Consider the following 20,232-nt stretch of genomic DNA (forward strand, 5'->3'; position numbering starts at 1 on the left):
GGTTAGCGACCGGCCATCAACGCGGCCACCATCCGCGACAACGGCGGAACCGGGCTCGGCGCAAGCGTCGCCTCAGTGGCAGCACGCTTGATCCGGTCCGCCCGCTTGGTCGCGGAAATCTTGCCGAGCGGGTGCTGCGAGTGAACGCGCATCGGCGCACCCGATTCCTGCTCGACGAACAGCGCCAGGCTGCCGATCGTCAAGGGCTGCATCAGGCACGGCTCGAACAGGTCGCGAAGCGGCGCCTCGATGCGGCGCATCGCGTCCTGACCGAGCGGCCCAGTCAGCATCATGTGAAAGCGATATTCGTCCATCACATGTGGATCGCCCCAGCGATGCAGGTTCGAGAATTGCGGCGCCGTCAGTCGGTCCGGATCGGAACGTTCGATCTCGTCTTCGCTCAGCGGCGCGCGGAACGCGTCGAACTCCTGGATGATGCTGGCGGCAAGCAGGTGCATCGCCGTGCTCGGGATCTGCGGCATCAGCCCCCAGCACTGGCCGAGCCGAGCCACTTCCAGCCGCTCGATCTCGAACGGCATCTGGGCGCCGGCAAAGTGCATCAGCGCCTTGAGCAGCTGCGCCTCGTCCATATCAGGGTGGAGCCTGAAGGGCGACATCACCACCGCATGAAACCCGAAGCGACGTGGAACGGCCGTGTGGAAAGCAATCTCGGATGCGCTCAATCCGCAGATCGATGGCAGTTCGGTAGGCTCGCCCGAGTAGACGTTGCGACCGAGCCAGCTCGCGGCAACCGTTGAGAGCGGATCGGCCATCGGCGGCGTGAAACAAATGGCGTAACGCATGCGCATGCTCCGGAAATCCGTTCTGGCACTTGCCCGCGACAACCGATCTCGATCGTCGCCAGGGCTGGCGCAGGTTCAAAACCTTGAGAGCGTCAACAATGCTTCCCCGAGGAAACGCGACGCTCTACTGCCTGCGTCTTAGGTGATTTGCGTGACAGATTGACGAAGTAGGCGGGGCATGCCTGGGGATCACGCCCAAGGTTCTCTACCGAACTCTTTCGGAACCATCGCGGCCAACACCCGTTCCCCTGATGTAGCCAACAACGATGGAGAAGAAGTGTGACCTATCACAATGCGAACCTTCAGGACGCCAGCATCAAGGAAACCCATGACCTGATCGCGAGCGACAAGGTTGAAGGCACGAAGGTTTATGGCGCCGACAGCAAGCACATCGGCTCGATCGAGCGCGTGATTATCGAAAAGCGCAGTGGTCGCGTGGCCTATGCCGTGCTCGGCTTCGGCGGTTTTCTCGGCATCGGCGAGGATCACTATCCGCTGCCCTGGGCGAAGCTGACCTATGACGAGAGCCTCGGTGGCTACCGCACTGACGTGACCCGCGAACAGGTCGAGCGCGCGCCGAAGTATCATGGCAGCGATGAATACGACTGGAACGCCGAGAACGGCCGCCGCGTCTACGACTACTACGGCGTGCCGCCTTACTGGATGTAACGACCGGGTTTTCCCGAAACAGGATTTACGGGCTCCGCCAGCGGCGGGGCCCTTTGAATGACGACGCCTTAAAGATGTTTCTCGCGAAGTGCCGCTATGTGTGTCCGGCACAGGAAGGTGTCCGGAATTTCGATTGACGGGCGACCCGTGATCTCATCGACGACGAAGCGCGCGAGGCGATGGGCGATGCCGAAGCTCACCTTGAAGCCGCCTGTCAGCACCGACAGGTTTTCGTGATCCGGATGCCGCCCGACCATCGGCTCCCGTTCGGTCGATTTCGGCCGGATGCCGGCCCAGCGCTCAACCACTTCCGCCCCGAGTAGAGCCGGAACCAGCACCTCGGCCCGCCCAAGCAGCTCATTCAAGAGTTCATCCGTCGACAGCGGATCGGCATATTTGTTTTCGCTGGTGCTGCCGACAGCCACATGCCCGTCGTCATGGGCGACGATGTAGACGCCGTCGGTGAAGATGACGGGCAATTGCGGATCGACATCGGCCAGCAGCAGCGCCGCCTGGCCCTTGACCCCCGTGCCGCTCGGTCCGCGGATCGGTCCGCACAGCGTGTCGATCAGCGGAAAGCTGCCGATACCGGCGGCAAGAATGCAGTGGCCGAATGCGATTTCCGTACCGTCATCGAGTTCCGCCCGGCCTTGGCCGGGGTGGATGCCCCGAACGCCGCTTCCCTCAACAATCCGCACCTTCGGCGCTCGCGCCAGAGCCGCGCGCAAAACTGCCAGCATCTGGCGAGGCGCAAGCCGGCCGCCAAGCGTATCGAACACCAATCCGTGGGCCATCTCTTCCGCACCGAGCCAGCCGGAGGGCGCCTCGTCTCGCACATGCCAGAAGAACCGGCGGTCACCTGCCCGCCAGTTTGCCAATGCATCCTGTTCGTGGCGAAGGGCGATATCGCGCAGATGCGGCTTGGCGAGTGGCATGATCCGGCCGCTGCGGCGATAGCCCGCCGAAAGCCCGGTTTCAGCCTCGAGCGCTTCGATCTCGCTCTCAAGCGACACCAGCGCTTCGAATTGGAATTGTTTCTTGGCGTTCCACTTGTCGGGCATATGCGGCATCAGCGCGCCGAGGATGCCGCCGCTGGCACCGGCGCCGATGTGGCGCTCTTCGACAAGGCAGACGCTCATGCCCGCGCGCGCCGCCGTAAGGGCGGCCCAAAGCCCCATGATGCCGCCGCCGATGATCAAAACTTCGCTCATCGATTGACCTTCTCCGGTGGCGGGATTATCGCCATCGCATGACAGGATCCGCCGCAGAACCGAACCAGCCCCCGGCCCATCAAAGCCTCGATTGGCACGAGGGCGATATGCCCTATTCGCGCGAATTTGGCGATCACTTTTATTGCCGCACCGATGGCCGGCTCGAATGCGGGCACGTGTTCCTTGCCGGCAACGGCCTGCCCGAACGCTGGGCCACCGGCGACGCGTTTACCATTGGCGAACTGGGCTTCGGCACCGGCCTCAATTTCTGTGAAACCCGGCGGCAATGGAAAGCGGCAGCGACAGGCGGGGCATTGCACTTCGTCAGCTTCGAGCGGTTCCCGATGCAGGCGGAGGAAATCTCCCGAGCGCTTGCCCATTGGCCAGAGATCGATGCCGAGCGGCTGGCTCTCGTCGAACGATGGCCGGCTGCGAACGACGGCCGGATCGAGATTGATTTCGGCGGTGGCGTTCGCCTGACCGTCGTCTGCGGTCCCGCGCTGGAGAGCCTCGCCGAGGCGGCCGAGTGCTTCGATGCCTGGTTTCTCGATGGTTTCGCGCCGTCGCGCAATCCCGACATGTGGTCTGAAGAGCTGATGCGACTGGTGTTCGACAGGACCGCACCCGGCGGCAGCTTTGCCACCTATGCCGCTGCCGGCTTTGTTCGCCGCAATCTGCAGGCAGCCGGTTTTGCCGTCGAGAAGCGCAAGGGCTTCGCCGGTAAACGCGAGATGCTGCGCGGCGACAAGGTCTGAGCAAGACGTTTTCACGGCCTTTACTCCACCAGAGAACTGAACTGTCGCAAATGGCGGGGGCATGCCTGCGAATAATCTGCGACAAAAATCCATCGGCAACGCGGTGGGTTTTTCATGAACGACGATCAGTTTCCGGATGCTGCGACAGGCGAAAATTCCTCCCCGCTCGAGCGACGACGCAGGCCAGGCGGCCGCGGTGGCGAGCGCACACGAAAGTCCACGGGCGGCAAATATCTCAATCTCGTCAACACCCAGAGCAAATCCTCGGTGCTGTCGGACGATGCGCTCGAGGCGATCCATGATGCGTCGCTGACGATCCTGGAAGAGATCGGCATGGACGTCATTCTGCCTGAGGCGCGCGAGCGCATGAAGGCAGCCGGCGCTGATGTAACCCCCGGGACCGACCGCGTGCGCTTCGACCGCGGGTTGATCATGGACATGATCGCCTCGGCCCCCTCCTCCTTCACCATGCATGCGCGCAATCCGGCCCGCAATGTCGAAATCGGCGGCAACAATCTGGTGTTCGCCCAGATTGCCAGCGCACCGTTCGTCGCCGACCGTGAAGGCGGCCGGCGCACGGGCAACCAGGAGGATTTCCGCAAGCTGGTGAAGCTCGCCCAGTCCTACGACATCATTCACACCACCGGCGGCTACCCGGTCGAGCCGGTCGATCTGCACGCCTCCGTCCGGCACCTCGACTGCCTCTCGGACATGGTGAAGCTCACCGACAAGGTTTTTCACGTTTATTCGCTCGGCCGCCAGCGCAACACCGACGGCATCGAGATCGCCCGCATCGGCCGTGGCGTATCGATGGAGCAGATGGAGCACGAACCATCGCTGTTCACCATCATCAATACCTCGTCGCCGCTGCGCCTCGACGGGCCGATGCTGCAGGGCATCATCGAAATGTCGTCGCGCAATCAGGTGGTGGTAATCACGCCGTTTACGCTCGCAGGCGCCATGGCGCCGGTGACGATTGCCGGCGCTTTGGTGCAGCAGAATGCCGAGGCGCTCTGCGGCATTGCCTTTACCCAGATGGTGCGACGCGGAGCGCCTGTCATGTACGGCGGCTTTACCTCGAACGTCGACATGAAGACCGGTGCCCCCGCCTTCGGCACACCTGAATACATGAAGGCGGTGATTGCCGGCGGCCAGCTCGCGCGGCGCTACAACATTCCCTACCGCACTTCCAACACCAATGCGGCCAACACGCTCGACGCACAGGCCGCCTACGAATCGGCACTCTCACTGTGGGCGCTGACGCAAGGAGGCGGCAACTTCATCATGCATGCGGCCGGCTGGACCGAGGGCGGGCTGACGGCCTCCTTCGAAAAATTCATCCTCGATGTCGACATGCTGCAGATGGTGGCGGAATTCCTGACGCCGCTCGATGTCAGCGAGGATGCGCTCGGTCTCGACGCGGTGCGCGATGTCGGACCGGGCGGCCATTACTTCGGCACGCTGCACACGTTGCAGCGCTACGAGACCGCCTTCTATTCGCCGATCCTGTCGGACTGGCGCAACTTCGAGACCTGGACGGAGGCCGGCCGCCCGACCACCTATGATCACGCCAACCGCGTCTTCAAGCAGAAGCTCAACGAGTACGAACGGCCGCCGCTGGATCCGGCGATCGAAGACGAACTCGACGCCTTCGTTGCCAAGCGCAAGGAGGAAGGCGGCGTCCCGACGGATTTCTGACGGGACGCGGTGTTTCGGTTTGCGGGAAAAGCCTCAGGGATAGACTGCCGAGCGGGCGGTAGCGATCAGCTGCTCGATCGGCACCGTCACGCAGTTGCGGTCGATTTCGGCGACCGTCTTCTGCTTCACATTGGCCGACAGCAGTTTACGCAGATCACCGAGCGTTTTTGGCGCCGCGCAGATCACCAGGCTGTCGAAGGCGTTGTCGTTTAGATAACCTTCGATCTTGCTCGCCACATCGGCGGCAAAGCGGTGTTTTTCCTCGCGCACCGGATCGCTGCTGTATTCCATCGCTGAGCGGCCATGCCCCACCGAGGAATGACTGCGCCCCGGCTTGTCGGCCATGATGTCCTGGGCGCGCTTGGGATCGGTGTGAATGACCTCCTCCTCCGGGTGCTGACGTTCGTCCTTCCGCAGGTTGACGCCCTTGACGAAGCGCGCCGTGTTGCCATCCGCGGCCAGTATCCAAGTCCGGTTTTGCACGATTGTCTCCCATGAAATGATGTTGCTCGTGGGCAGGCCAGAATGGGCCAGTAATAGAAACGGATGAGGCCCGATCCGGTTCCATGCATTTCCGAAGATGTGCGCACTTTTTTGGTGTACTCGCCGCCTCACATGCGCGCGAGATAGGCGTCGAAGCTGCGCTCGGGGGATGGTTGAAAATGGTCGCGCTCGACTTTCATCTCCCGGATGCGGTCCACCCGGAAATCCCGGAAATCCTGGCGCAGTTCACACCAGCCGGTCAAAAGCCAGTGATGGCCGAAGACGCTCAAGCCCAGCGGCCAGACGGTGCGCTTCGAACTCTGCTCGGCGAGGCTCTCATAGGCCATCGTCACCTTGCGCTCCTGCGTGATCGCCCGGCGCAGGTCTCCGAGCACAGGCGGCGTCTGCGGCTGCAGCGCCGAGCGGAAGGCGCGGATCGGCGCGCTGCGCAGACGCGTGACGTGTTCGGGCGGCAGCCCATGCTCGATCTTTTCCATCGCCTCGCGGGCGGCCTGCGCCAGCCTGCTGTCGCCGAGCATCTGCACCGCCCGCGCGCCGAAAGCCAGCGCTTCCAGCTGCTCGAAGGTGAAGGCGAGCGGCGGCGCGTCAAATGTCTCGCGCAGGAGATAGCCGACACCGCGCTCGCCATCGATCGGCGCGCCTGAAGCCATCAGATGCTCCATGTCCCGATAGATGGTGCGGCGCGCCACCTCCATCCTGTCGGCGATCTCCTGCGCCGTCATGGCCCGGCCGGTCGCCCGCATGAGCTGGATGATTCGAAACAGCCGGTCAGCCGGTCTCATGCGTGTGCTCCAGTGCTCCAGCCAAGCGAATGCTAAGTGCAGGCGAGGTTATGGCCATAAGGCTGTCAGTTGGCCTGTGGTTAAGTCAAGCGGCAAACAACAGGGAGCATGACATGACCAGCGAAAGCATCCTCGAACTCGCTGTCTGCATCGTCGCGGACAAACCGGCCGCCGCAGCCGCCCGTCAACGGGCGATGCAAGCCGTCTCCCGCTATCCGGGCTTCATTTCCTGGCGTGCCGTCGGCTCGTGCGAAAAGGCCGACATGCTCGCCGATCTGGTCGAGTGGGAAACGCTCGAGGCGGCAAGATCGGCCGGCGAGCGGGTGCGGCGCGACCCGGATTTCGCCCCTTACATGGCGTCCATCAGCGCGGTAATGCTGATGCAGCATTTTGCCGTCGAGCAGCAGATCTGAGCGGAAAGATTACCGGGGAATGGCCGAACCACTGAAAAACCTGCTGCATCCCGGCGTCGTCACGACCATCGCCGACCGCCTGAGTGCCGCATGCCCGACCTTCGAGCGCACGCGGTTCGTCGCGCTTGCTAGCGACGGGCTCGAAGCGCTCGAGCTGATGCAACGGTCGATCCAGATCCGTGACGCATTGATCCAAACCCTGCCGGCGTCGTTTCCGCAGGCCGCGGCCATTCTTGGCGATTGCCTGCCAAGTGATGACAGGACCGGCCTCAACGGCTGGGCCCTGCTGCCCGTCAGTCAATATGTCGCCGCATGCGGGCTCGACGATTTCGAACTGTCGCTGTCGCTGCTGCGGGCGCTGACATCGCACTTCACCTCAGAGTTCGGCATCCGCGTCTTTATCGACCGCGATCAGCAACGGGCGCTTGCCATCGTCGGCTCATGGGTCGGCGACGCCGATCACCATGTCCGGCGTCTGGCGAGCGAGGGCACCCGCCCGCGCCTGCCCTGGGCGATGCGGCTGCCGAAACTCATCCGCGATCCCCAGCCGATCCTGCCGATCCTTAAGGCGCTGATCGACGATCCGGAAGATTATGTGCGTCGATCGGTCGCCAACAGCCTGAACGACATCGCCAAGGATCACCCCGATCTGGTGGCCGGTTTCGTCGCCGCACACATCGCGGGCGCGTCGCCGGAGCGACGGCAATTGCTTCGCCACGCCTCGCGAACGCTTTTAAAACAGGGCCACGGGGCTGCGCTTTCGAACTTCGGCTTTGCCGCACCGGCGGGCATCGAGGCCGCCTTCTCGCTCGACCGTTCGGAAATCGCGCTGGGCGAAAGCCTCATCTTCAAGCTGGCGGTCAGCCACAGCGCGCCGACCGCCCAGAAAATCATGATCGACTACGCCGTGCACCACCGCAAGGCCAACGGCACAACGTCGCCCAAGGTGTTCAAGTGGACATCCGCAACGCTTGAGCCGGGGACGACGATCGAGATCGAAAAGCGTCACGCCATCCGGCCGATCACAACCCGCCGTTATTATCCCGGCGCCCATCGCGTCGTCATCCTCGTCAACGGCCAGGAGGCAGCCGATGCCGATTTTCAGCTGTCGGTTGACGAATAACCCCATCTCATTTCGCACCTGCGAAAAGATGGACCTTGACTTTTGGGCGCAAAACGACGACATGGACGCAGCGTCACCTTCAGGCCGCCGCGTGAGCGCGCCCTCGGCAACACAGAAAGCCGTGAAGAAGGAAAAGCGCACCCATACGCCGTAAGCGGCGACAGCACAGGCGCTTGACGACTTTTTCTTAACCCACAAGTTCCCAATTCACGCGGGGTTCTTGACGCCGAACGACACCGGAACAGCAGACTGCGGTTCCGGCGAATGCGTTTGGCGCCCCCAAAAGGTATATGCATTTGTCCACCTTTAAAGATCTTGGTCTTTCCGAACACATTCTGGAGACCCTGACTGCCAACGGCTTCGAAAAGCCGACGCCGATCCAGGCGCAGGCCATTCCGCTGGTGTTGAAGGGCCACGACCTGATCGGTCTCGCCCAGACCGGAACCGGCAAGACGGCCGCCTTCGGCCTGCCGATGATCGAAAAGCTTGTTGCCGACGGCAAGCGCCCCGACCCGCGCAACATCCGCGCCCTCGTGCTGGCGCCGACCCGCGAACTGGTCAACCAGATCGCTGCCAACCTCAAGCTGTTCGTCAAGAAGTCCCCGCTGAAGATCGGCGTTGTCGTCGGCGGCGTCTCGATCAACAAGCAGACCGAACAGCTCGCCCGCGGCGTCGACATCCTGGTCGCAACGCCGGGCCGCCTGCTCGACCTGATCAACCGCAAGGCCGTGACCCTGACGCAGGGTCGCTACCTCGTGCTCGACGAAGCCGACCAGATGCTCGACCTCGGCTTCATCCATGACCTGCGCAAGATTTCCAAGCTCGTACCGAAGAACCGCCAGACGCTGCTGTTCTCCGCCACCATGCCGAAGCTGATCGCCGAACTCGCTGGCGAGTACCTGACCGACCCGGTCAAGGTTCAGGTCACGCCTCCGGGCAAGGCCGCCGACAAGGTCGAACAGTATGTTCACTTCGTTCCCGGCAAGGACCTGAAGACGGTTATCCTCAAGAAGACCCTGACCGAGAACCCGGATGGTCTATCGCTGATCTTCAGCCGCACCAAGCATGGCGCCGAGAAGCTGATGAAGCATCTCGACCACGTCGGCTTCAAGGCCGCCTCGATCCATGGCAACAAGAGCCAGGGCCAGCGCGAGCGCGCATTGAAGGCGTTCCGTGACGGCGAGATCCGCGTGCTCGTCGCCACCGACGTCGCTGCCCGCGGCATCGACATCCCCGGCGTCACCCACGTCTACAACTACGACCTGCCGGAAGTTCCGGACGCCTATGTTCACCGCATCGGCCGTACCGCCCGCGCCGGCCGCGACGGCATCGCGATTGCGTTTTGCGCACCGGACGAAATCCGCCTGCTTCGCGACATCGAGAAGCTGATGGGCATCAACATTGCTGTCGCCAGCGGCGAAGCACCTGCCGACCAGGCCCGCCCGTCCAAGGGACGCGGTGGTCGCGGCAACGGCAATGGCAACGGCCAGCACCGCGGCAATGGCGGCGGCGGTCAGCGCCAGGAAGCCCGCCCGCGCCGCGAGCGCCCGGCTCGCCAGTCGGCACTCGCTCCGAGCAGCTTTGCCGGTGACGACCTCCTGCGCGACGACCGTCCGCAGAAGACGGAACACCGTGGCCAGCGCCCGGCCGGCCAGGGTCATGCCGACGGCCGTTCGGAAGGCAACCGCAACCACGAGCCCAAGAAGCACCACGGTCGTCCCGGCCAGAAGCCGGGCGAATGGCGCAACAAGGCCCCGCGTCCTGAAGGCCAGGGCGGCGACCGCCGCGAAGGCGGCCAGGGTGGCATGCGCCGTGGCGCCGGTGGCGGCAATCGCGGCCAGCAGGGCTGATCTGAGCGTGCATTTCAGGCGAGCCGTGTGAAGCGGCCTCGTCCGGAACTGTCGGAAAATCAAAGAATTGAGAACGGCGGGTCGCTTCGGCCCGCCGTTTTTTATGCCTGCTGCTTGCGATTGGTGAGGTAGACGCCGGCAACGGCAATGACCGTGCCGATGATCATCGGCAGCGTCAGCGCCTCGCCGAAGAACAGCCATGCCTGCACGGCCGCAAGCGGCGGCACCAGATAGATGAGCGAGGCTGCGCGCGACACCTGGCCGCGGCGGATGAGATAGAGCAGCAGCGCGATCGCACCCATGGAAAGTCCGAGCACCGACCAGGCGAGGGCTGCAAAGATCTGCAGGTTCCAGGTGACATGCAGATCCTCGAGCATCAGCGCGAGCGGAATGGTGACGATGAGAGCGCCGAGATATTGAAGCGCCGCAATGGTGCGGATGTCGCCGCTTTGCAGGTGCCGCTTCTGGTAGAGCGTGCCATAGGTCACAGCGGCCATGCCGAGAACGTTGATGATCACCGGCAGCAGGTGGATCGGCGTTGCACCGGTATCGATGACGAGCACCTTCGGCAACACGGCAAGGGCGATTCCGAAGAAACCAAGCACCAGCCCGAGTTTCTGCTGAATGCTGAGCTGCTCGTCGATGACCACGGAGGCGGCAACAGCCGTCATCAGCGGCTGCAGCCCGGCGATGATGCCGGAGATTGCCGCCGGCACGCCCTGTCCGATCGCCCACCAGACGGCGCCGAGATAAAGCCCGTGCAGAAACATGCCCGAGACCACCGCGTGGGCAGCCGCCGACCATGACGTCGGCCATTTCGCCCGGGTCACGAGACAGAAGCCGATGAACAGCAGGATCGCCAGCGTATAGCGCAGAACCAGAAACGTCAGCGGATCGGCATAGACAGCCGCATATTTGGCGACGACCCATCCGGTCGACCAGAGCAGTACGAAGATGGCCGGGGCCAGGCGGGCGAGTGTCATTGACCTATCCGAATGGGCAAAGGGAGGTCAGCCGCGATAGACGCGGCGACGTTGATGGTCAAAGCAATTTTTCTGATGGTGACGATCAGCGAATTGGAACCATCAACCGCAGCGACGACAGCGAGAGCGAAACGAAGCCCGGTTCGTATTCCTCGCGAAAGTGCAGCCTGCTGGTATCGACAACCAGGCCTTCGGACGCGATCCAGTCGAACATGTGCTGATAATGCGCAAAGACGTCGCCAGCTTCCGGGTGATGCATGGCGCTGACGAAGCGCATGGCCGGCAGGTCGACATGGCCGGGGTGGCGGGTCGTTTCCGCCGTCTTTGAGACGAAGCCGACGAGGTAGCGGAAACCGTCCGGCCGATCGTTCCAGGAGAGACCGACGAGCATCGGATGATCCTTCGGATGCAGCCGCAGATGATGCTCCTGCATCTCCGCGATCAACCGGCGCACGGCACCATCAGCCGCCTCGACGAAGGTTCCCTCCCAGAAGGAGCCGGCAACGCGCTGCGCCGGCCTTTCGACGATTTCGAACACGATGCACCTCTTGCCAAGAAAGGGAATGGCCGCCGCCTCAAGCAGCCGCGACTATTGATAATCCAGCCGCGTCAGATGGCAATCGTTTCTGCCAGCACGGCTGTCAGAGCAGATCGACGAAGGCGCGCGCCGCGCGGCTGAACTGGCGGTCGCGATGGGTCAACAGCTCGAAACTGCGCTCGGCAAGCTCGAACGGCAACTCGACCAGCCGGCCGCTGTCGACAAACGGCTGGGCGGCAAGCCTGGACACGGCGGTGATGAACGGGCCGCTCTCGACGGCCGTCAACACTGCCTCGTTCGACGGCAGTTCTAGCTCGATCTTCAGCTGATCGGTATCCGCACCCTGCGCCTGCATCGATTGCAGGAACATTGCCCGCGTCCCCGATCCCTCTTCGCGCAGCACCCAGCGCGCGGCAAGCAGCGCTTCAAGATCGACGGGCCCACCGGCAAGCGAATGGCGCGGCGGTGCGTAGATGGCGATGCGGTCGACAGCGACACTGCGATGGTCCAACCTCTCCTCCTCGACCCTGCCCTCGACGAAACCGAGCTGCGCCGTTCCTTCCTCGACCGCTTCGGCAACAACGGCCGTGTTGCGCACGGTCAACTTCACGTCGATATGCGGATAGTCATGGGTGAACCGCGCCAGGCGGGCCGGCAGCCAGTAGCTTGCCACCGTCTGGCTTGCGGCGATCGCCAGCGTGCCGCGGCGCAGGTTCGAGAGGTCGTTGAGGCAGGCGGTGGCGACCGTTGCGCGTGAGAGAACGGCCTTTGCCTCCGGCAGAAACGCTTTTCCGGCCTCCGTCAGCGCCAGCCCGCGACCGATACGATCGAACAACCTGACGTCGTGCTGCGTTTCGAGTGCTGCGATGGCAGCGCTTGCCGCGGACTGCGTGACATTCATGGCCTCGGCCGCTCGCGTCATATGCAGGCGCTCCGCGACAGCCACAAAAATGCGAAGTTGGTCGAGGGTCATAGAAAATCAATCGCAAAAAGCGATCGGTTTGACAAGAACAATCCGTTAGACTGATTTATCAATCGGATTAGGGTGTGGTCATGTCCAGATCGCATCCCATATCCACCACCTTCGTAACCACGCTCCCTTCCCGCATAGCGCGTATCGCGCCGGGCCTGATCCTTTGTTGTCTCGTTGCGCTCGCCGCCTTCGTCCTCGAACGGTTCGAGGCAAAGTGGACCGGTCGCCCCTGGCTGGAAGCGCTTGTCATCGCCATCCTCCTCGGGGCGCTCGCGCGCATTTTCTGGACGCCAGGAGATCGCTGGATGACGGGCATCCGCTTCTCCTCCAAGCTGCTTCTGGAAGCGGCAATCGTCCTGATCGGCGCAAGCCTGAGCTTCGAGGCGATCCTGGCAAGCGGCCCGGTGCTGCTCGCCACCATCGTCGGCATCGTTTTTCTCTCGATCGTCTCCGGCTATCTGATCGCGCGGCTGCTCGGCCTGCCCAAGCGCATGGCGACGCTGATTGCCTGCGGCAATGCCATCTGCGGCAATTCGGCGATCGCCGCCGTCGCGCCGGCCATCGGCGCCGAGGGCGATGAGGTCGCTGCAGCCATCTCCTTTACCGCAATCCTCGGCATCGCCGTCGTTCTCACCCTGCCGTTGATTGGCGGCTGGTTCGGCATGTCGCCCTATGGCTTCGGCGTTCTGGCTGGCATGACCGTCTATGCCGTGCCCCAGGTGCTGGCGGCGGCCTCCCCGTTCAGCGCACTGTCCGTACAGGTCGGCACGCTGGTCAAGCTCGTGCGTGTGCTGATGCTTGGCCCCGTTGTCCTTTGCTTCTCGCTCATCAACCGCGGGGGCGAAGCGCATCCCCTGGCGCCAAGCCGGCCCGAAGGCAAGCAGCCGGCCCGTCTCGCCACATTCGCGCATTTCGTTCCCTGGTTCATTCTCGGTTTCCTCGCAGTCGCAGTCGCCCGCAACAGCGGAGTGATCCCCGATGTCGCCGCAACCGGTGCAGCACATCTCGCCACATGGCTGACCGTCATCGCCATGGCGGCGCTTGGCCTGGAGGTCGACATTCGCAAGCTCGCCGATGCCGGCCCGCGCGCAAGCGCGGCCGCCATGCTGTCACTCTTGGTTCTGGCCAGCCTGGCAGCCGCGGCCATCGTTGTTTTCGGCCTGGGTTAGCCTCACAGGCGCACCCAAATTTCAAGCATTTGCCTATTTTCTAAGACACCAGATTCAAGGCGGCCCGTCCGACGGACGAAGTCCGCCCCATTGTTGGGCGTCACTTTGGCCGCAACAGCCGGAATAACGCGTCAGAACTTTCTTGTCCCCCGACTGTGCACGCTTCTTGCATTGCATCCAGCGTTGTACTCAAATGGTCAAAAATAAGGGGACCACGCCTTTGGCATTTGACGAAATGATGAATGCGGACAGCAGTCCGCGCCAGCCATATTCGACCTATCATGAATGGTATGCCAGCCAGGACAGAAATCGGCTCATAGCGAAATCCAAGGACGCCGAGAATATCTTCCGGAAAACCGGCATCACCTTCGCGGTCTACGGACACGCAGACTCATCCGAAAAGCTCATCCCCTTCGACCTCATCCCCCGCATCATTTCCGGCCGCGAATGGCGCAAGCTCGCCCAGGGCATCGAACAGCGGGTCATCGCGCTCAACGCCTTCCTCGACGACATCTACCACAAGCAGGAAATCATCCGGGCAGGCCGCGTGCCGCGCGAACTGATCGAGAAGAACGTCGCGTTCCTGCCGCAGATGATCGGTTTTAGGCCGCCAGGCGGCGTCTACACTCATATCGTCGGCACCGACATCGTGCGCACCGGCGAAGATCAGTTCTACGTGCTGGAGGACAACGCCCGCACGCCATCAGGTGTCAGCTACATGCTGGAAAACCGCGAAACGATGATGCAGATGTTCCCTGAACTCTTCCATCAGAACCGCGTCCGCCCGGTGGAGAACTACCCCAACCTTCTGCGCCAGAGCCTGGCGTCGCTCGCGCCCCCCGGCTGCAGCGGCAAGCCGCGCGTCGCGGTGCTGACCCCCGGCATCTACAACTCCGCCTATTACGAACATGCCTTTCTTGCCGACATGATGGGCGTCGAACTGGTCGAGGGATCGGACCTGCGCGTCATCGACGGCAAGGTGAAGATGCGCACCACCCGCGGCTACGAGGCTATCGACGTGCTCTATCGCCGCGTCGACGACGACTTCCTCGACCCCCTCACCTTCCGCCCAGAGTCTGCGCTCGGCGTGCCCGGCATCATGGACGTCTACCGCGCCGGCAACATCACCATCGCCAACGCGCCCGGCACCGGCATTTCCGATGACAAGGCGATCTATTCCTACATGCCCGAGATCGTCGAGTTCTACACGGGCCGCAAACCGCTCTTGGAAAACGTGCCGACCTGGCGCTGTTCCGAGCCGCAGAGCCTCAAATACGTGCTCGAACACCTGGAAGAACTGGTGGTCAAGGAAGTGCACGGCTCCGGCGGCTACGGCATGCTGGTCGGCCCGACCGCCAGCAAGAAGGAGCGCGCGCTCTTTGCCGAAAAGCTGAAAGCCCGCCCCACCAACTACATCGCCCAGCCGACACTGTCGCTGTCGACCGTGCCCATCCTCGTCAACAAGGGCATTGCGCCCCGACATGTGGATCTTCGTCCCTACGTCCTTGTCTCCGACAAGGTGCAGATCATTCCCGGCGGCCTGACGCGCGTCGCCCTCAAGGCCGGTTCACTCGTCGTGAACTCCAGCCAGGGCGGCGGGACCAAGGACACCTGGGTGCTGGAGGACTGAGACCATGTTGGGAAGAACTGCAAACGGTCTCTACTGGATGTTCCGCTACATCGAACGCGCCGAAAACAGCGCTCGGTTGATCGATGCCGGCCTGCGCATGGCGCTGACCCGCAGCGGCGCGACAGAGGGCGACTGGGACGGCGTCTTGCAAAGTGCCGGCGTGCGCGAGCTCTACGACGAGGTGCACGAGACGCTGACGAGCATCGACGCGATCGACTTCCTGTTGCGCGACCGCGCCAATCCGTCGAGCGTGATGTCCTGCATCGAGGCGGGTCGCCACAACGCCCGCATGGTGCGTACGGCGCTGACGCGCGAGACCTGGGAAGCCACCAACGAATGCTACCTCGAGATGAAGGCGATCCTCTCCAGGAAGGCGCGTCCGACGGACATGCCGGAGATCATCGATCAGATCAAGCGTCGTGCCGGCCTCATCCGTGGCGCGTTCCACGGCACGATGCTCAGGAACGAGATCTTCAACTTCTCTCGCATCGGCACCTTCATCGAGCGGGCCGACAACACCGCGCGCATCCTCGATGTCAAATACTACGTGCTACTGCCGGCGGTCGCCGCCGTCGGCTCGTCGATGGACAATGTGCAGTGGGAATCGATCCTGCGATCGGTCTCAGCCCACCGCGCCTATGGCTGGGTCTATGACGCCGAACTGAAACCGGCCAACATAGCCGACTTCCTGATCTCGAACGGCCGCATGCCGCGGTCGCTGGCCTATTGCTACGAGAAGATTGCCAGCAACCTCGGCTATCTCGAGCGGGAATATGGCGAGCGCCACCAGGCGCACGAGACGGCGGACCGTACGCTGGCAGCACTGCGCAGCCGTTCGATCACCGACATCATGGACCAGGGACTGCACGAATACCTCGAGGATTTCATCAGCCAGAACAACCGTCTCGGCCAGGAAATCTCCGACGGCTATCGTTTCAACTGAGTTTCGGGAGGACAGCATGCACCTGAAAATCAGCCATACGACCGAATACCACTACGACGAGCCGGTGCAGTATGCGCTGCAGCGGCTGCGCCTGACGCCGGTCACAGGGGTGGGCCAGACCGTGCTCGGCTGGCAGACGCTCGTCGACGGCGCCGCGATGGAGGTGAGTTACGACGATCACTTCGGCAACCGCGTCCATCTCGTCAGCGTCGACGGCGACCGGGAGGCGATCCACATCACCGCAAGCGGCGAGGTCCACACAGAGGATCGCGCCGGCGTCTTCGGGCCGCACCAATCCTATGTACCTCTATGGCTCTATGCCCGCGAAACGCCGCTGACCAAGGCGGGCAATCTGATCCGCGATCTCGCGAAATCGGCCGAGGGCGACACCGACCTTGCCCGCATGCATGCGCTGATGGCGATGATCCACGAGGCGGTGGAATACAAGGCCGGGGAGACCCACGCGGAAACGGCGGCCGAGGACGCGCTTGAGGCCGGTCGCGGCGTCTGCCAGGATCATGCCCATATCATGATCTCGGCCGCGCGCGCGCTCGACATGCCGGCGCGCTACATCTCAGGCTACCTGATGATGGAGGGGCAAACGGCGCAGACCGCCAGCCACGCCTGGGCCGAGGTGCACCTGCCCGGCCTCGGTTGGGTCGGGTTCGATGCGGCCAACAAGATCTGCCCTGATGACCGCTACGTGCGCATCGCCTCGGGCCTGTGCTACCGCGATGCGGCCCCGATATCCGGCCTGATCCATGGTGAGGCCAACGAAACGCTGAAGGTTTCGGTGACCGTCGAGCAACAGACGCAAAGCCAGAGCCAGACGCAAAGCCAGTAGGATATCCTCGCCGGCCAAAGCCCTGATCGCGGGTCGAGGCCGCGGCTGCAGCCATTCTGTCCCAAAGCATGTCGCGCAAAAGTGTGCCGCGGTTTTGCGATAACGACATGCGCAAAAACAAGAACTTAAAGCGCGCCAAGCGAATCTGAAAGATCGCGACGCGCTTTAGGACACGGGCGACCTTGCGAGCGGCCCGAAAAAGCCGACGACGCGTGTTATTCGCTTCTGGTCAGCGTCGAGGAAGACGATGTCGAGCCCCTCAGGGTAGGAGGACCCATCGGGCATCACGAATTTCCACGCGAAGCGTGCGATCCCATGATGAACATCCACGTCGCTTGTCCGCGTGATGCATGCGCCCGAATGCTTGGCCTGAATTCCTGAGATGTGCGCGAGCAATGCTTCTGCGCCGGCAGCGTGAACCGTTGGATCCGTGTACGTTGCGCCATCGCTCCAGATCGGGAGCAGCAACGCCCGCCGCTGCTCGGCGTCCTCCTTCGACCAGGCAGCACAATACGAATCAATGAGATGCGTTAAAGACATTCTATTCCGCTCCTGTAACCCATTGGTCTGACTTGACCCATGCACGGACAACGGGCCCGAGCACATCTAGCTTGTTTTGTCGCAATCAGCTGGAAGCCATAGGATCAGCTGCCGCGGCGGCCGTGCCGGCTGCAGCCCGCCCGAATCCACGCGAGGACGAGCGGCGATCCCGTACGTGCGTTTCGCCAAGACACGGATTGAAGGCTTCATTCCCGCACTCCATATTGATCGGCGCGATGCTCGGCGCGCCGGTCGTTGCAGGAACCTACGATGTGGACGGGGCGACGCAATACGTACGGAGCCGCAAGTGGTTACCTGCCGGTAAGGAGAATGAGGTGAACAAGCCTGCGGACAATGGCTTTTCGACAGCCATGAAGATGGTCGCGGGTAAGTGGAAGATAAACATCCTTTGCGAACTCGGCGTCGCGCCTCGCAGATTTGGCCGGCTGCGACAGTCGATTCCGGCGATCAGTGAAAAGATGCTGACGCAGCAGTTGCGGGAACTGGAGACCGACGGGCTTGTGAACCGGAAGGTCTATCCGGGCTCTCCGACAAAGGTCGTCTACTCGTTGACGGAAAGCGGAGCGGCACTCAACGCCGGCGCAGAGGGGTTGTGCCTCTGGGCTGAACAGTTCCCATCCCGTGCCGATGCTTAACGGCGCTCGACAAACATGCTTGTCTACCGCCGCGCGTCTTATTGGACGCGCAAAGGTCGCTGTAGCACTTTGAATTGCTGCATGTTTTTATCCCTAAATCGAATACGATTTACGGAAACATGCAGTAGCCTTCGGTGACCAGTGTCACTGAGCCCACGGCGGTACTGTCGCACCGCTATCATGGTGCGACAGTCGTAACAGCATGGGCCGAGCACGAGCGATGATGTCGCTCGTGCTCGGCCCGATTTAGTGGCTGTCGCGTTCGACGACGGAACCGCGCGCCCCAACCAGGAAATCGAGGTCGGCGCCGGTGTCGGCCTGCATGACCGTGTTGATGTAAAGGCCGGCATAACCGCCCTTTTGCGGCTTGACCGGGGAAATCCAGGCCGCCCGACGCCGGGCCAGTTCCTCATCGGAAACATCGAGCTGGATGGTGCGGGCGGGAACGTCGACGGCAATCATGTCGCCGTTCTCCACCAGCGCCAGCGGACCGCCGTCGGCGGCTTCCGGCGCGGTGTGAAGGATGACGGTGCCATAGGCGGTGCCCGACATGCGCGCATCGGAAATGCGGATCATGTCGGTGATGCCCTTCTTCAGCACCTTCGGCGGCAGGCCCATGTTGCCGACCTCGGCCATGCCCGGATAGCCCTTGGGGCCGCAATATTTCAGCACCATCACGCAGGTCTCGTCGATGTCGAGATCGTCGCGGTTGATGCGGGCGTGATAGTCCTCGATGCTTTCGAAGACCACGGCGCGGCCCTTATGCTGCATCAGGTGTGGCGATGCCGCCGACGGCTTCAGCACGCAGCCCTTGGGCGCCAGATTGCCGCGCAGCACCGCGATACCACCTGACTGCGTCAGCGCCTTTTCGCGCGGAACGATGACGTCGTCATTGTAGTTGGTGACGTCCTTGACGCCGTTCCAGATCGTGTCGCCGGTGACGGTCAGGGCGTCCTTGTGCAGGAGGCCCATTTCACCGACGGCCTTGATCACCACCGGCAGACCGCCGGCGTAGTAAAATTCCTCCATCAGGTGCTTGCCCGATGGCTGCAGGTTGACGATTGTCGGCACGTCGCGGCCAAGCTTGTCCCAGTCGTCGAGCGTCAGTTCGACACCGATGCGGCCGGCAAGCGCCAGCAGATGCAGCACCGCATTGGTCGAGCCACCGACAGCGCCGTTGACGCGGATGGCATTCTCGAACGCCTCTCGCGTCAGGATATCGGACGGCTTCAGATCCTCCTTGACCATGTCGACGATGCGACGGCCGGAAAGCTGCGAGATCACCCGTCTGCGGGCATCGACGGCCGGAATGGCGGCATTGCCGGGAAGGGTCATGCCAAGCGCTTCGGCCATGGAGGCCATGGTCGAGGCCGTGCCCATGGTCATGCAGCTGCCGGCGGAACGCGCCATGCCCTGCTCCGCATCCATGAACTCATCCAGCGACATCTCGCCGGACTTCACCATTTCCGAAAACTGCCAGATGGCGGTGCCGGAGCCGACGTCCTTTCCGCGCCACTTGCCGTTCAACATCGGGCCGCCGGAAACGAGAATGACGGGGATGTCGACACTGGCCGCACCCATCAAGAGGCTCGGCGTGGTCTTGTCGCAGCCGCCGAGAAGCACGACGCCATCGACCGGATTGCCGCGGATCGCCTCTTCGACATCCATGGCCGCCAGGTTGCGGAACATCATCGCGGTCGGCCTGAGCGTGCTTTCGCCCACGGAGAAGACCGGGAATTCGACCGGGAAGCCGCCAGCCTCGTAGACGCCGCGTTTCACCCGCTCGGCGAGATCACGCAAGTGCGCGTTGCACGGCGTCAGTTCCGACCAGGTGTTGCAGATGCCGATGATCGGCCGACCGTCGAAGGTGTCGGCGGGCAGACCCTGGTTCTTCATCCAGGAGCGGTGCATGATGGCATTCTTGCCCGTGCCGCCGAACCATTCCTGCGAACGCAACTTGCGCGGCCACTCAGCTTTCTTCTTCATGTTGTCCTTCCTTGAGCGGCCCGCGCCGAAACGCGGGCCCTGGACGGCGCCCTTATGCCAGGGTGTAGGCCGTCTTGACGGTTGTGTAGAATTCGGCGGCATAGCGCCCCTGCTCGCGCGAGCCATGGGAGGAGCCCTTGCGGCCGCCGAAGGGCACGTGGA

The 20,232-nt window shown here is 62.9% G+C and carries 20 protein-coding genes; 11 read left to right on the forward strand and 9 right to left on the reverse strand.

From position 1 onward, the window contains the following. Positions 1 to 2 precede the first annotated feature (2 nt). Positions 3 to 803 (reverse strand): DUF1045 domain-containing protein, encoded by an 801-nt coding sequence (locus LPJGGPFB_RS16485; RefSeq protein ID WP_173420887.1) that lies wholly within the window; start codon positions 801 to 803, stop codon positions 3 to 5. Positions 804 to 1,082: 279 nt separating this feature from the next. On the opposite strand from LPJGGPFB_RS16485, the gene LPJGGPFB_RS16490 reads away from it, so the two are divergent. Next, positions 1,083 to 1,472, forward strand: a complete 390-nt coding sequence (locus LPJGGPFB_RS16490) for a PRC-barrel domain-containing protein (RefSeq protein WP_173420888.1) — start codon at positions 1,083 to 1,085, stop codon at positions 1,470 to 1,472. 68 nt (positions 1,473 to 1,540) lie between these two features. Here the strand turns inward: LPJGGPFB_RS16490 and LPJGGPFB_RS16495 are convergent, their stop codons facing one another. Continuing rightward, positions 1,541 to 2,683, reverse strand: a complete 1,143-nt coding sequence (locus LPJGGPFB_RS16495; protein WP_173420889.1) for an NAD(P)/FAD-dependent oxidoreductase — start codon at positions 2,681 to 2,683, stop codon at positions 1,541 to 1,543. Between the two features lie 38 nt (positions 2,684 to 2,721). On the opposite strand from LPJGGPFB_RS16495, the gene mnmC2 reads away from it, so the two are divergent. Further along, positions 2,722 to 3,438, forward strand: coding sequence for a tRNA (5-methylaminomethyl-2-thiouridine)(34)-methyltransferase MnmC2 (gene mnmC2, locus LPJGGPFB_RS16500; RefSeq protein WP_173420890.1), 717 nt, complete (start codon positions 2,722 to 2,724; stop codon positions 3,436 to 3,438). 114 nt (positions 3,439 to 3,552) lie between these two features. After that, a complete protein-coding gene (locus LPJGGPFB_RS16505) occupies positions 3,553 to 5,136 on the forward strand; it encodes a trimethylamine methyltransferase family protein (protein WP_173420891.1) in 1,584 nt (527 codons plus the stop codon). 33 nt (positions 5,137 to 5,169) lie between these two features. Here LPJGGPFB_RS16505 and LPJGGPFB_RS16510 read toward each other — a convergent pair whose 3' ends face one another. Continuing rightward, a complete protein-coding gene (locus LPJGGPFB_RS16510) occupies positions 5,170 to 5,619 on the reverse strand; it encodes a host attachment protein (protein WP_115419552.1) in 450 nt (149 codons plus the stop codon). 128 nt (positions 5,620 to 5,747) lie between these two features. Further along, positions 5,748 to 6,422 carry a helix-turn-helix transcriptional regulator gene (locus LPJGGPFB_RS16515; RefSeq protein ID WP_173420892.1) on the reverse strand — a complete coding sequence of 225 codons (675 nt, stop codon included), beginning with the start codon at positions 6,420 to 6,422 and terminating at the stop codon, positions 5,748 to 5,750. Positions 6,423 to 6,535: 113 nt separating this feature from the next. Here LPJGGPFB_RS16515 and LPJGGPFB_RS16520 point away from each other — a divergent pair, with 113 nt between their 5' ends. The 3 genes from LPJGGPFB_RS16520 (at position 6,536) to LPJGGPFB_RS16530 (ending at position 9,808) form a co-directional block, all read left to right on the forward strand. Next, entirely contained in the window at positions 6,536 to 6,835 is a 300-nt protein-coding gene (locus LPJGGPFB_RS16520) for a hypothetical protein (protein ID WP_173420893.1), read from the forward strand. 19 nt (positions 6,836 to 6,854) lie between these two features. After that, complete coding sequence (locus LPJGGPFB_RS16525; RefSeq protein ID WP_173420894.1) at positions 6,855 to 7,958, forward strand: DNA alkylation repair protein; 1,104 nt, start codon at positions 6,855 to 6,857, stop codon at positions 7,956 to 7,958. A 296-nt stretch (positions 7,959 to 8,254) separates the two neighbouring features. Further along, positions 8,255 to 9,808, forward strand: coding sequence for a DEAD/DEAH box helicase (locus LPJGGPFB_RS16530; protein WP_173420895.1), 1,554 nt, complete (start codon positions 8,255 to 8,257; stop codon positions 9,806 to 9,808). Between the two features lie 101 nt (positions 9,809 to 9,909). On the opposite strand, the gene LPJGGPFB_RS16535 is transcribed toward LPJGGPFB_RS16530, so the two are convergent. From LPJGGPFB_RS16535 to LPJGGPFB_RS16545, 3 genes are all read right to left on the reverse strand, one after another. Beyond that, positions 9,910 to 10,791 carry a DMT family transporter gene (locus tag LPJGGPFB_RS16535; RefSeq protein WP_173420896.1) on the reverse strand — a complete coding sequence of 294 codons (882 nt, stop codon included), beginning with the start codon at positions 10,789 to 10,791 and terminating at the stop codon, positions 9,910 to 9,912. An 85-nt stretch (positions 10,792 to 10,876) separates the two neighbouring features. Continuing rightward, positions 10,877 to 11,329: a GyrI-like domain-containing protein gene (locus LPJGGPFB_RS16540; protein ID WP_345791030.1), complete on the reverse strand. Its 453-nt coding sequence runs from the start codon at positions 11,327 to 11,329 to the stop codon at positions 10,877 to 10,879. Between the two features lie 103 nt (positions 11,330 to 11,432). Next, a complete protein-coding gene (locus tag LPJGGPFB_RS16545; RefSeq protein ID WP_173420897.1) occupies positions 11,433 to 12,302 on the reverse strand; it encodes a LysR family transcriptional regulator in 870 nt (289 codons plus the stop codon). Positions 12,303 to 12,382: 80 nt separating this feature from the next. Between LPJGGPFB_RS16545 and LPJGGPFB_RS16550 the strand changes: the two genes are divergently transcribed. The 4 genes from LPJGGPFB_RS16550 to LPJGGPFB_RS16565 all read left to right on the forward strand — a co-directional run bounded on the left by LPJGGPFB_RS16550 (position 12,383) and on the right by LPJGGPFB_RS16565 (position 16,888). Then, positions 12,383 to 13,471: a YeiH family protein gene (locus tag LPJGGPFB_RS16550; protein ID WP_173420898.1), complete on the forward strand. Its 1,089-nt coding sequence runs from the start codon at positions 12,383 to 12,385 to the stop codon at positions 13,469 to 13,471. Positions 13,472 to 13,706: 235 nt separating this feature from the next. Next, positions 13,707 to 15,101, forward strand: a complete 1,395-nt coding sequence (locus tag LPJGGPFB_RS16555; RefSeq protein ID WP_081788908.1) for a circularly permuted type 2 ATP-grasp protein — start codon at positions 13,707 to 13,709, stop codon at positions 15,099 to 15,101. A 4-nt stretch (positions 15,102 to 15,105) separates the two neighbouring features. Continuing rightward, the gene (locus tag LPJGGPFB_RS16560) at positions 15,106 to 16,044 is read left to right on the forward strand and encodes an alpha-E domain-containing protein (protein ID WP_173420899.1); all 939 of its coding nucleotides are present in this window, start codon (positions 15,106 to 15,108) and stop codon (positions 16,042 to 16,044) included. A 16-nt stretch (positions 16,045 to 16,060) separates the two neighbouring features. Next, positions 16,061 to 16,888 (forward strand): transglutaminase family protein, encoded by an 828-nt coding sequence (locus LPJGGPFB_RS16565; RefSeq protein ID WP_173420900.1) that lies wholly within the window; start codon positions 16,061 to 16,063, stop codon positions 16,886 to 16,888. 165 nt (positions 16,889 to 17,053) lie between these two features. Here LPJGGPFB_RS16565 and LPJGGPFB_RS16570 read toward each other — a convergent pair whose 3' ends face one another. After that, complete coding sequence (locus tag LPJGGPFB_RS16570; protein ID WP_173420901.1) at positions 17,054 to 17,428, reverse strand: nuclear transport factor 2 family protein; 375 nt, start codon at positions 17,426 to 17,428, stop codon at positions 17,054 to 17,056. A gap of 197 nt (positions 17,429 to 17,625) precedes the next feature. Here LPJGGPFB_RS16570 and LPJGGPFB_RS16575 point away from each other — a divergent pair, with 197 nt between their 5' ends. Beyond that, complete coding sequence (locus tag LPJGGPFB_RS16575) at positions 17,626 to 18,084, forward strand: winged helix-turn-helix transcriptional regulator (RefSeq protein ID WP_234902828.1); 459 nt, start codon at positions 17,626 to 17,628, stop codon at positions 18,082 to 18,084. Positions 18,085 to 18,330: 246 nt separating this feature from the next. Here LPJGGPFB_RS16575 and araD read toward each other — a convergent pair whose 3' ends face one another. Continuing rightward, on the reverse strand, positions 18,331 to 20,070 hold the full coding sequence (gene araD / locus LPJGGPFB_RS16580; RefSeq protein WP_173420902.1) for an L-arabinonate dehydratase: 1,740 nt from the start codon (positions 20,068 to 20,070) through the stop codon (positions 18,331 to 18,333). Positions 20,071 to 20,232 lie beyond the last annotated feature (162 nt).

The sequence above is a fragment of the Ensifer adhaerens genome (genome assembly GCF_013283195.1).
Lineage (GTDB): Bacteria > Pseudomonadota > Alphaproteobacteria > Rhizobiales > Rhizobiaceae > Ensifer > Ensifer adhaerens_G.

What these genes read in the sequence shown, in the direction of transcription:
- LPJGGPFB_RS16485 (WP_173420887.1), bottom strand. Translation starts at nt 803, where the DNA reads ATGCGTTACGCCATTTGTTTCACGCCGCCGATGGCCGATCCGCTCTCA.
- LPJGGPFB_RS16495 (WP_173420889.1), bottom strand. Translation starts at nt 2,683, where the DNA reads ATGAGCGAAGTTTTGATCATCGGCGGCGGCATCATGGGGCTTTGGGCC.
- mnmC2 (WP_173420890.1), top strand. Translation starts at nt 2,722, where the DNA reads ATGACAGGATCCGCCGCAGAACCGAACCAGCCCCCGGCCCATCAAAGC.
- LPJGGPFB_RS16505 (WP_173420891.1), top strand. Translation starts at nt 3,553, where the DNA reads ATGAACGACGATCAGTTTCCGGATGCTGCGACAGGCGAAAATTCCTCC.
- LPJGGPFB_RS16515 (WP_173420892.1), bottom strand. Translation starts at nt 6,422, where the DNA reads ATGAGACCGGCTGACCGGCTGTTTCGAATCATCCAGCTCATGCGGGCG.
- LPJGGPFB_RS16520 (WP_173420893.1), top strand. Translation starts at nt 6,536, where the DNA reads ATGACCAGCGAAAGCATCCTCGAACTCGCTGTCTGCATCGTCGCGGAC.
- LPJGGPFB_RS16525 (WP_173420894.1), top strand. Translation starts at nt 6,855, where the DNA reads ATGGCCGAACCACTGAAAAACCTGCTGCATCCCGGCGTCGTCACGACC.
- LPJGGPFB_RS16535 (WP_173420896.1), bottom strand. Translation starts at nt 10,791, where the DNA reads ATGACACTCGCCCGCCTGGCCCCGGCCATCTTCGTACTGCTCTGGTCG.
- LPJGGPFB_RS16545 (WP_173420897.1), bottom strand. Translation starts at nt 12,302, where the DNA reads ATGACCCTCGACCAACTTCGCATTTTTGTGGCTGTCGCGGAGCGCCTG.
- LPJGGPFB_RS16550 (WP_173420898.1), top strand. Translation starts at nt 12,383, where the DNA reads ATGTCCAGATCGCATCCCATATCCACCACCTTCGTAACCACGCTCCCT.
- LPJGGPFB_RS16555 (WP_081788908.1), top strand. Translation starts at nt 13,707, where the DNA reads ATGATGAATGCGGACAGCAGTCCGCGCCAGCCATATTCGACCTATCAT.
- LPJGGPFB_RS16560 (WP_173420899.1), top strand. Translation starts at nt 15,106, where the DNA reads ATGTTGGGAAGAACTGCAAACGGTCTCTACTGGATGTTCCGCTACATC.
- LPJGGPFB_RS16565 (WP_173420900.1), top strand. Translation starts at nt 16,061, where the DNA reads ATGCACCTGAAAATCAGCCATACGACCGAATACCACTACGACGAGCCG.
- LPJGGPFB_RS16570 (WP_173420901.1), bottom strand. Translation starts at nt 17,428, where the DNA reads ATGTCTTTAACGCATCTCATTGATTCGTATTGTGCTGCCTGGTCGAAG.
- araD (WP_173420902.1), bottom strand. Translation starts at nt 20,070, where the DNA reads ATGAAGAAGAAAGCTGAGTGGCCGCGCAAGTTGCGTTCGCAGGAATGG.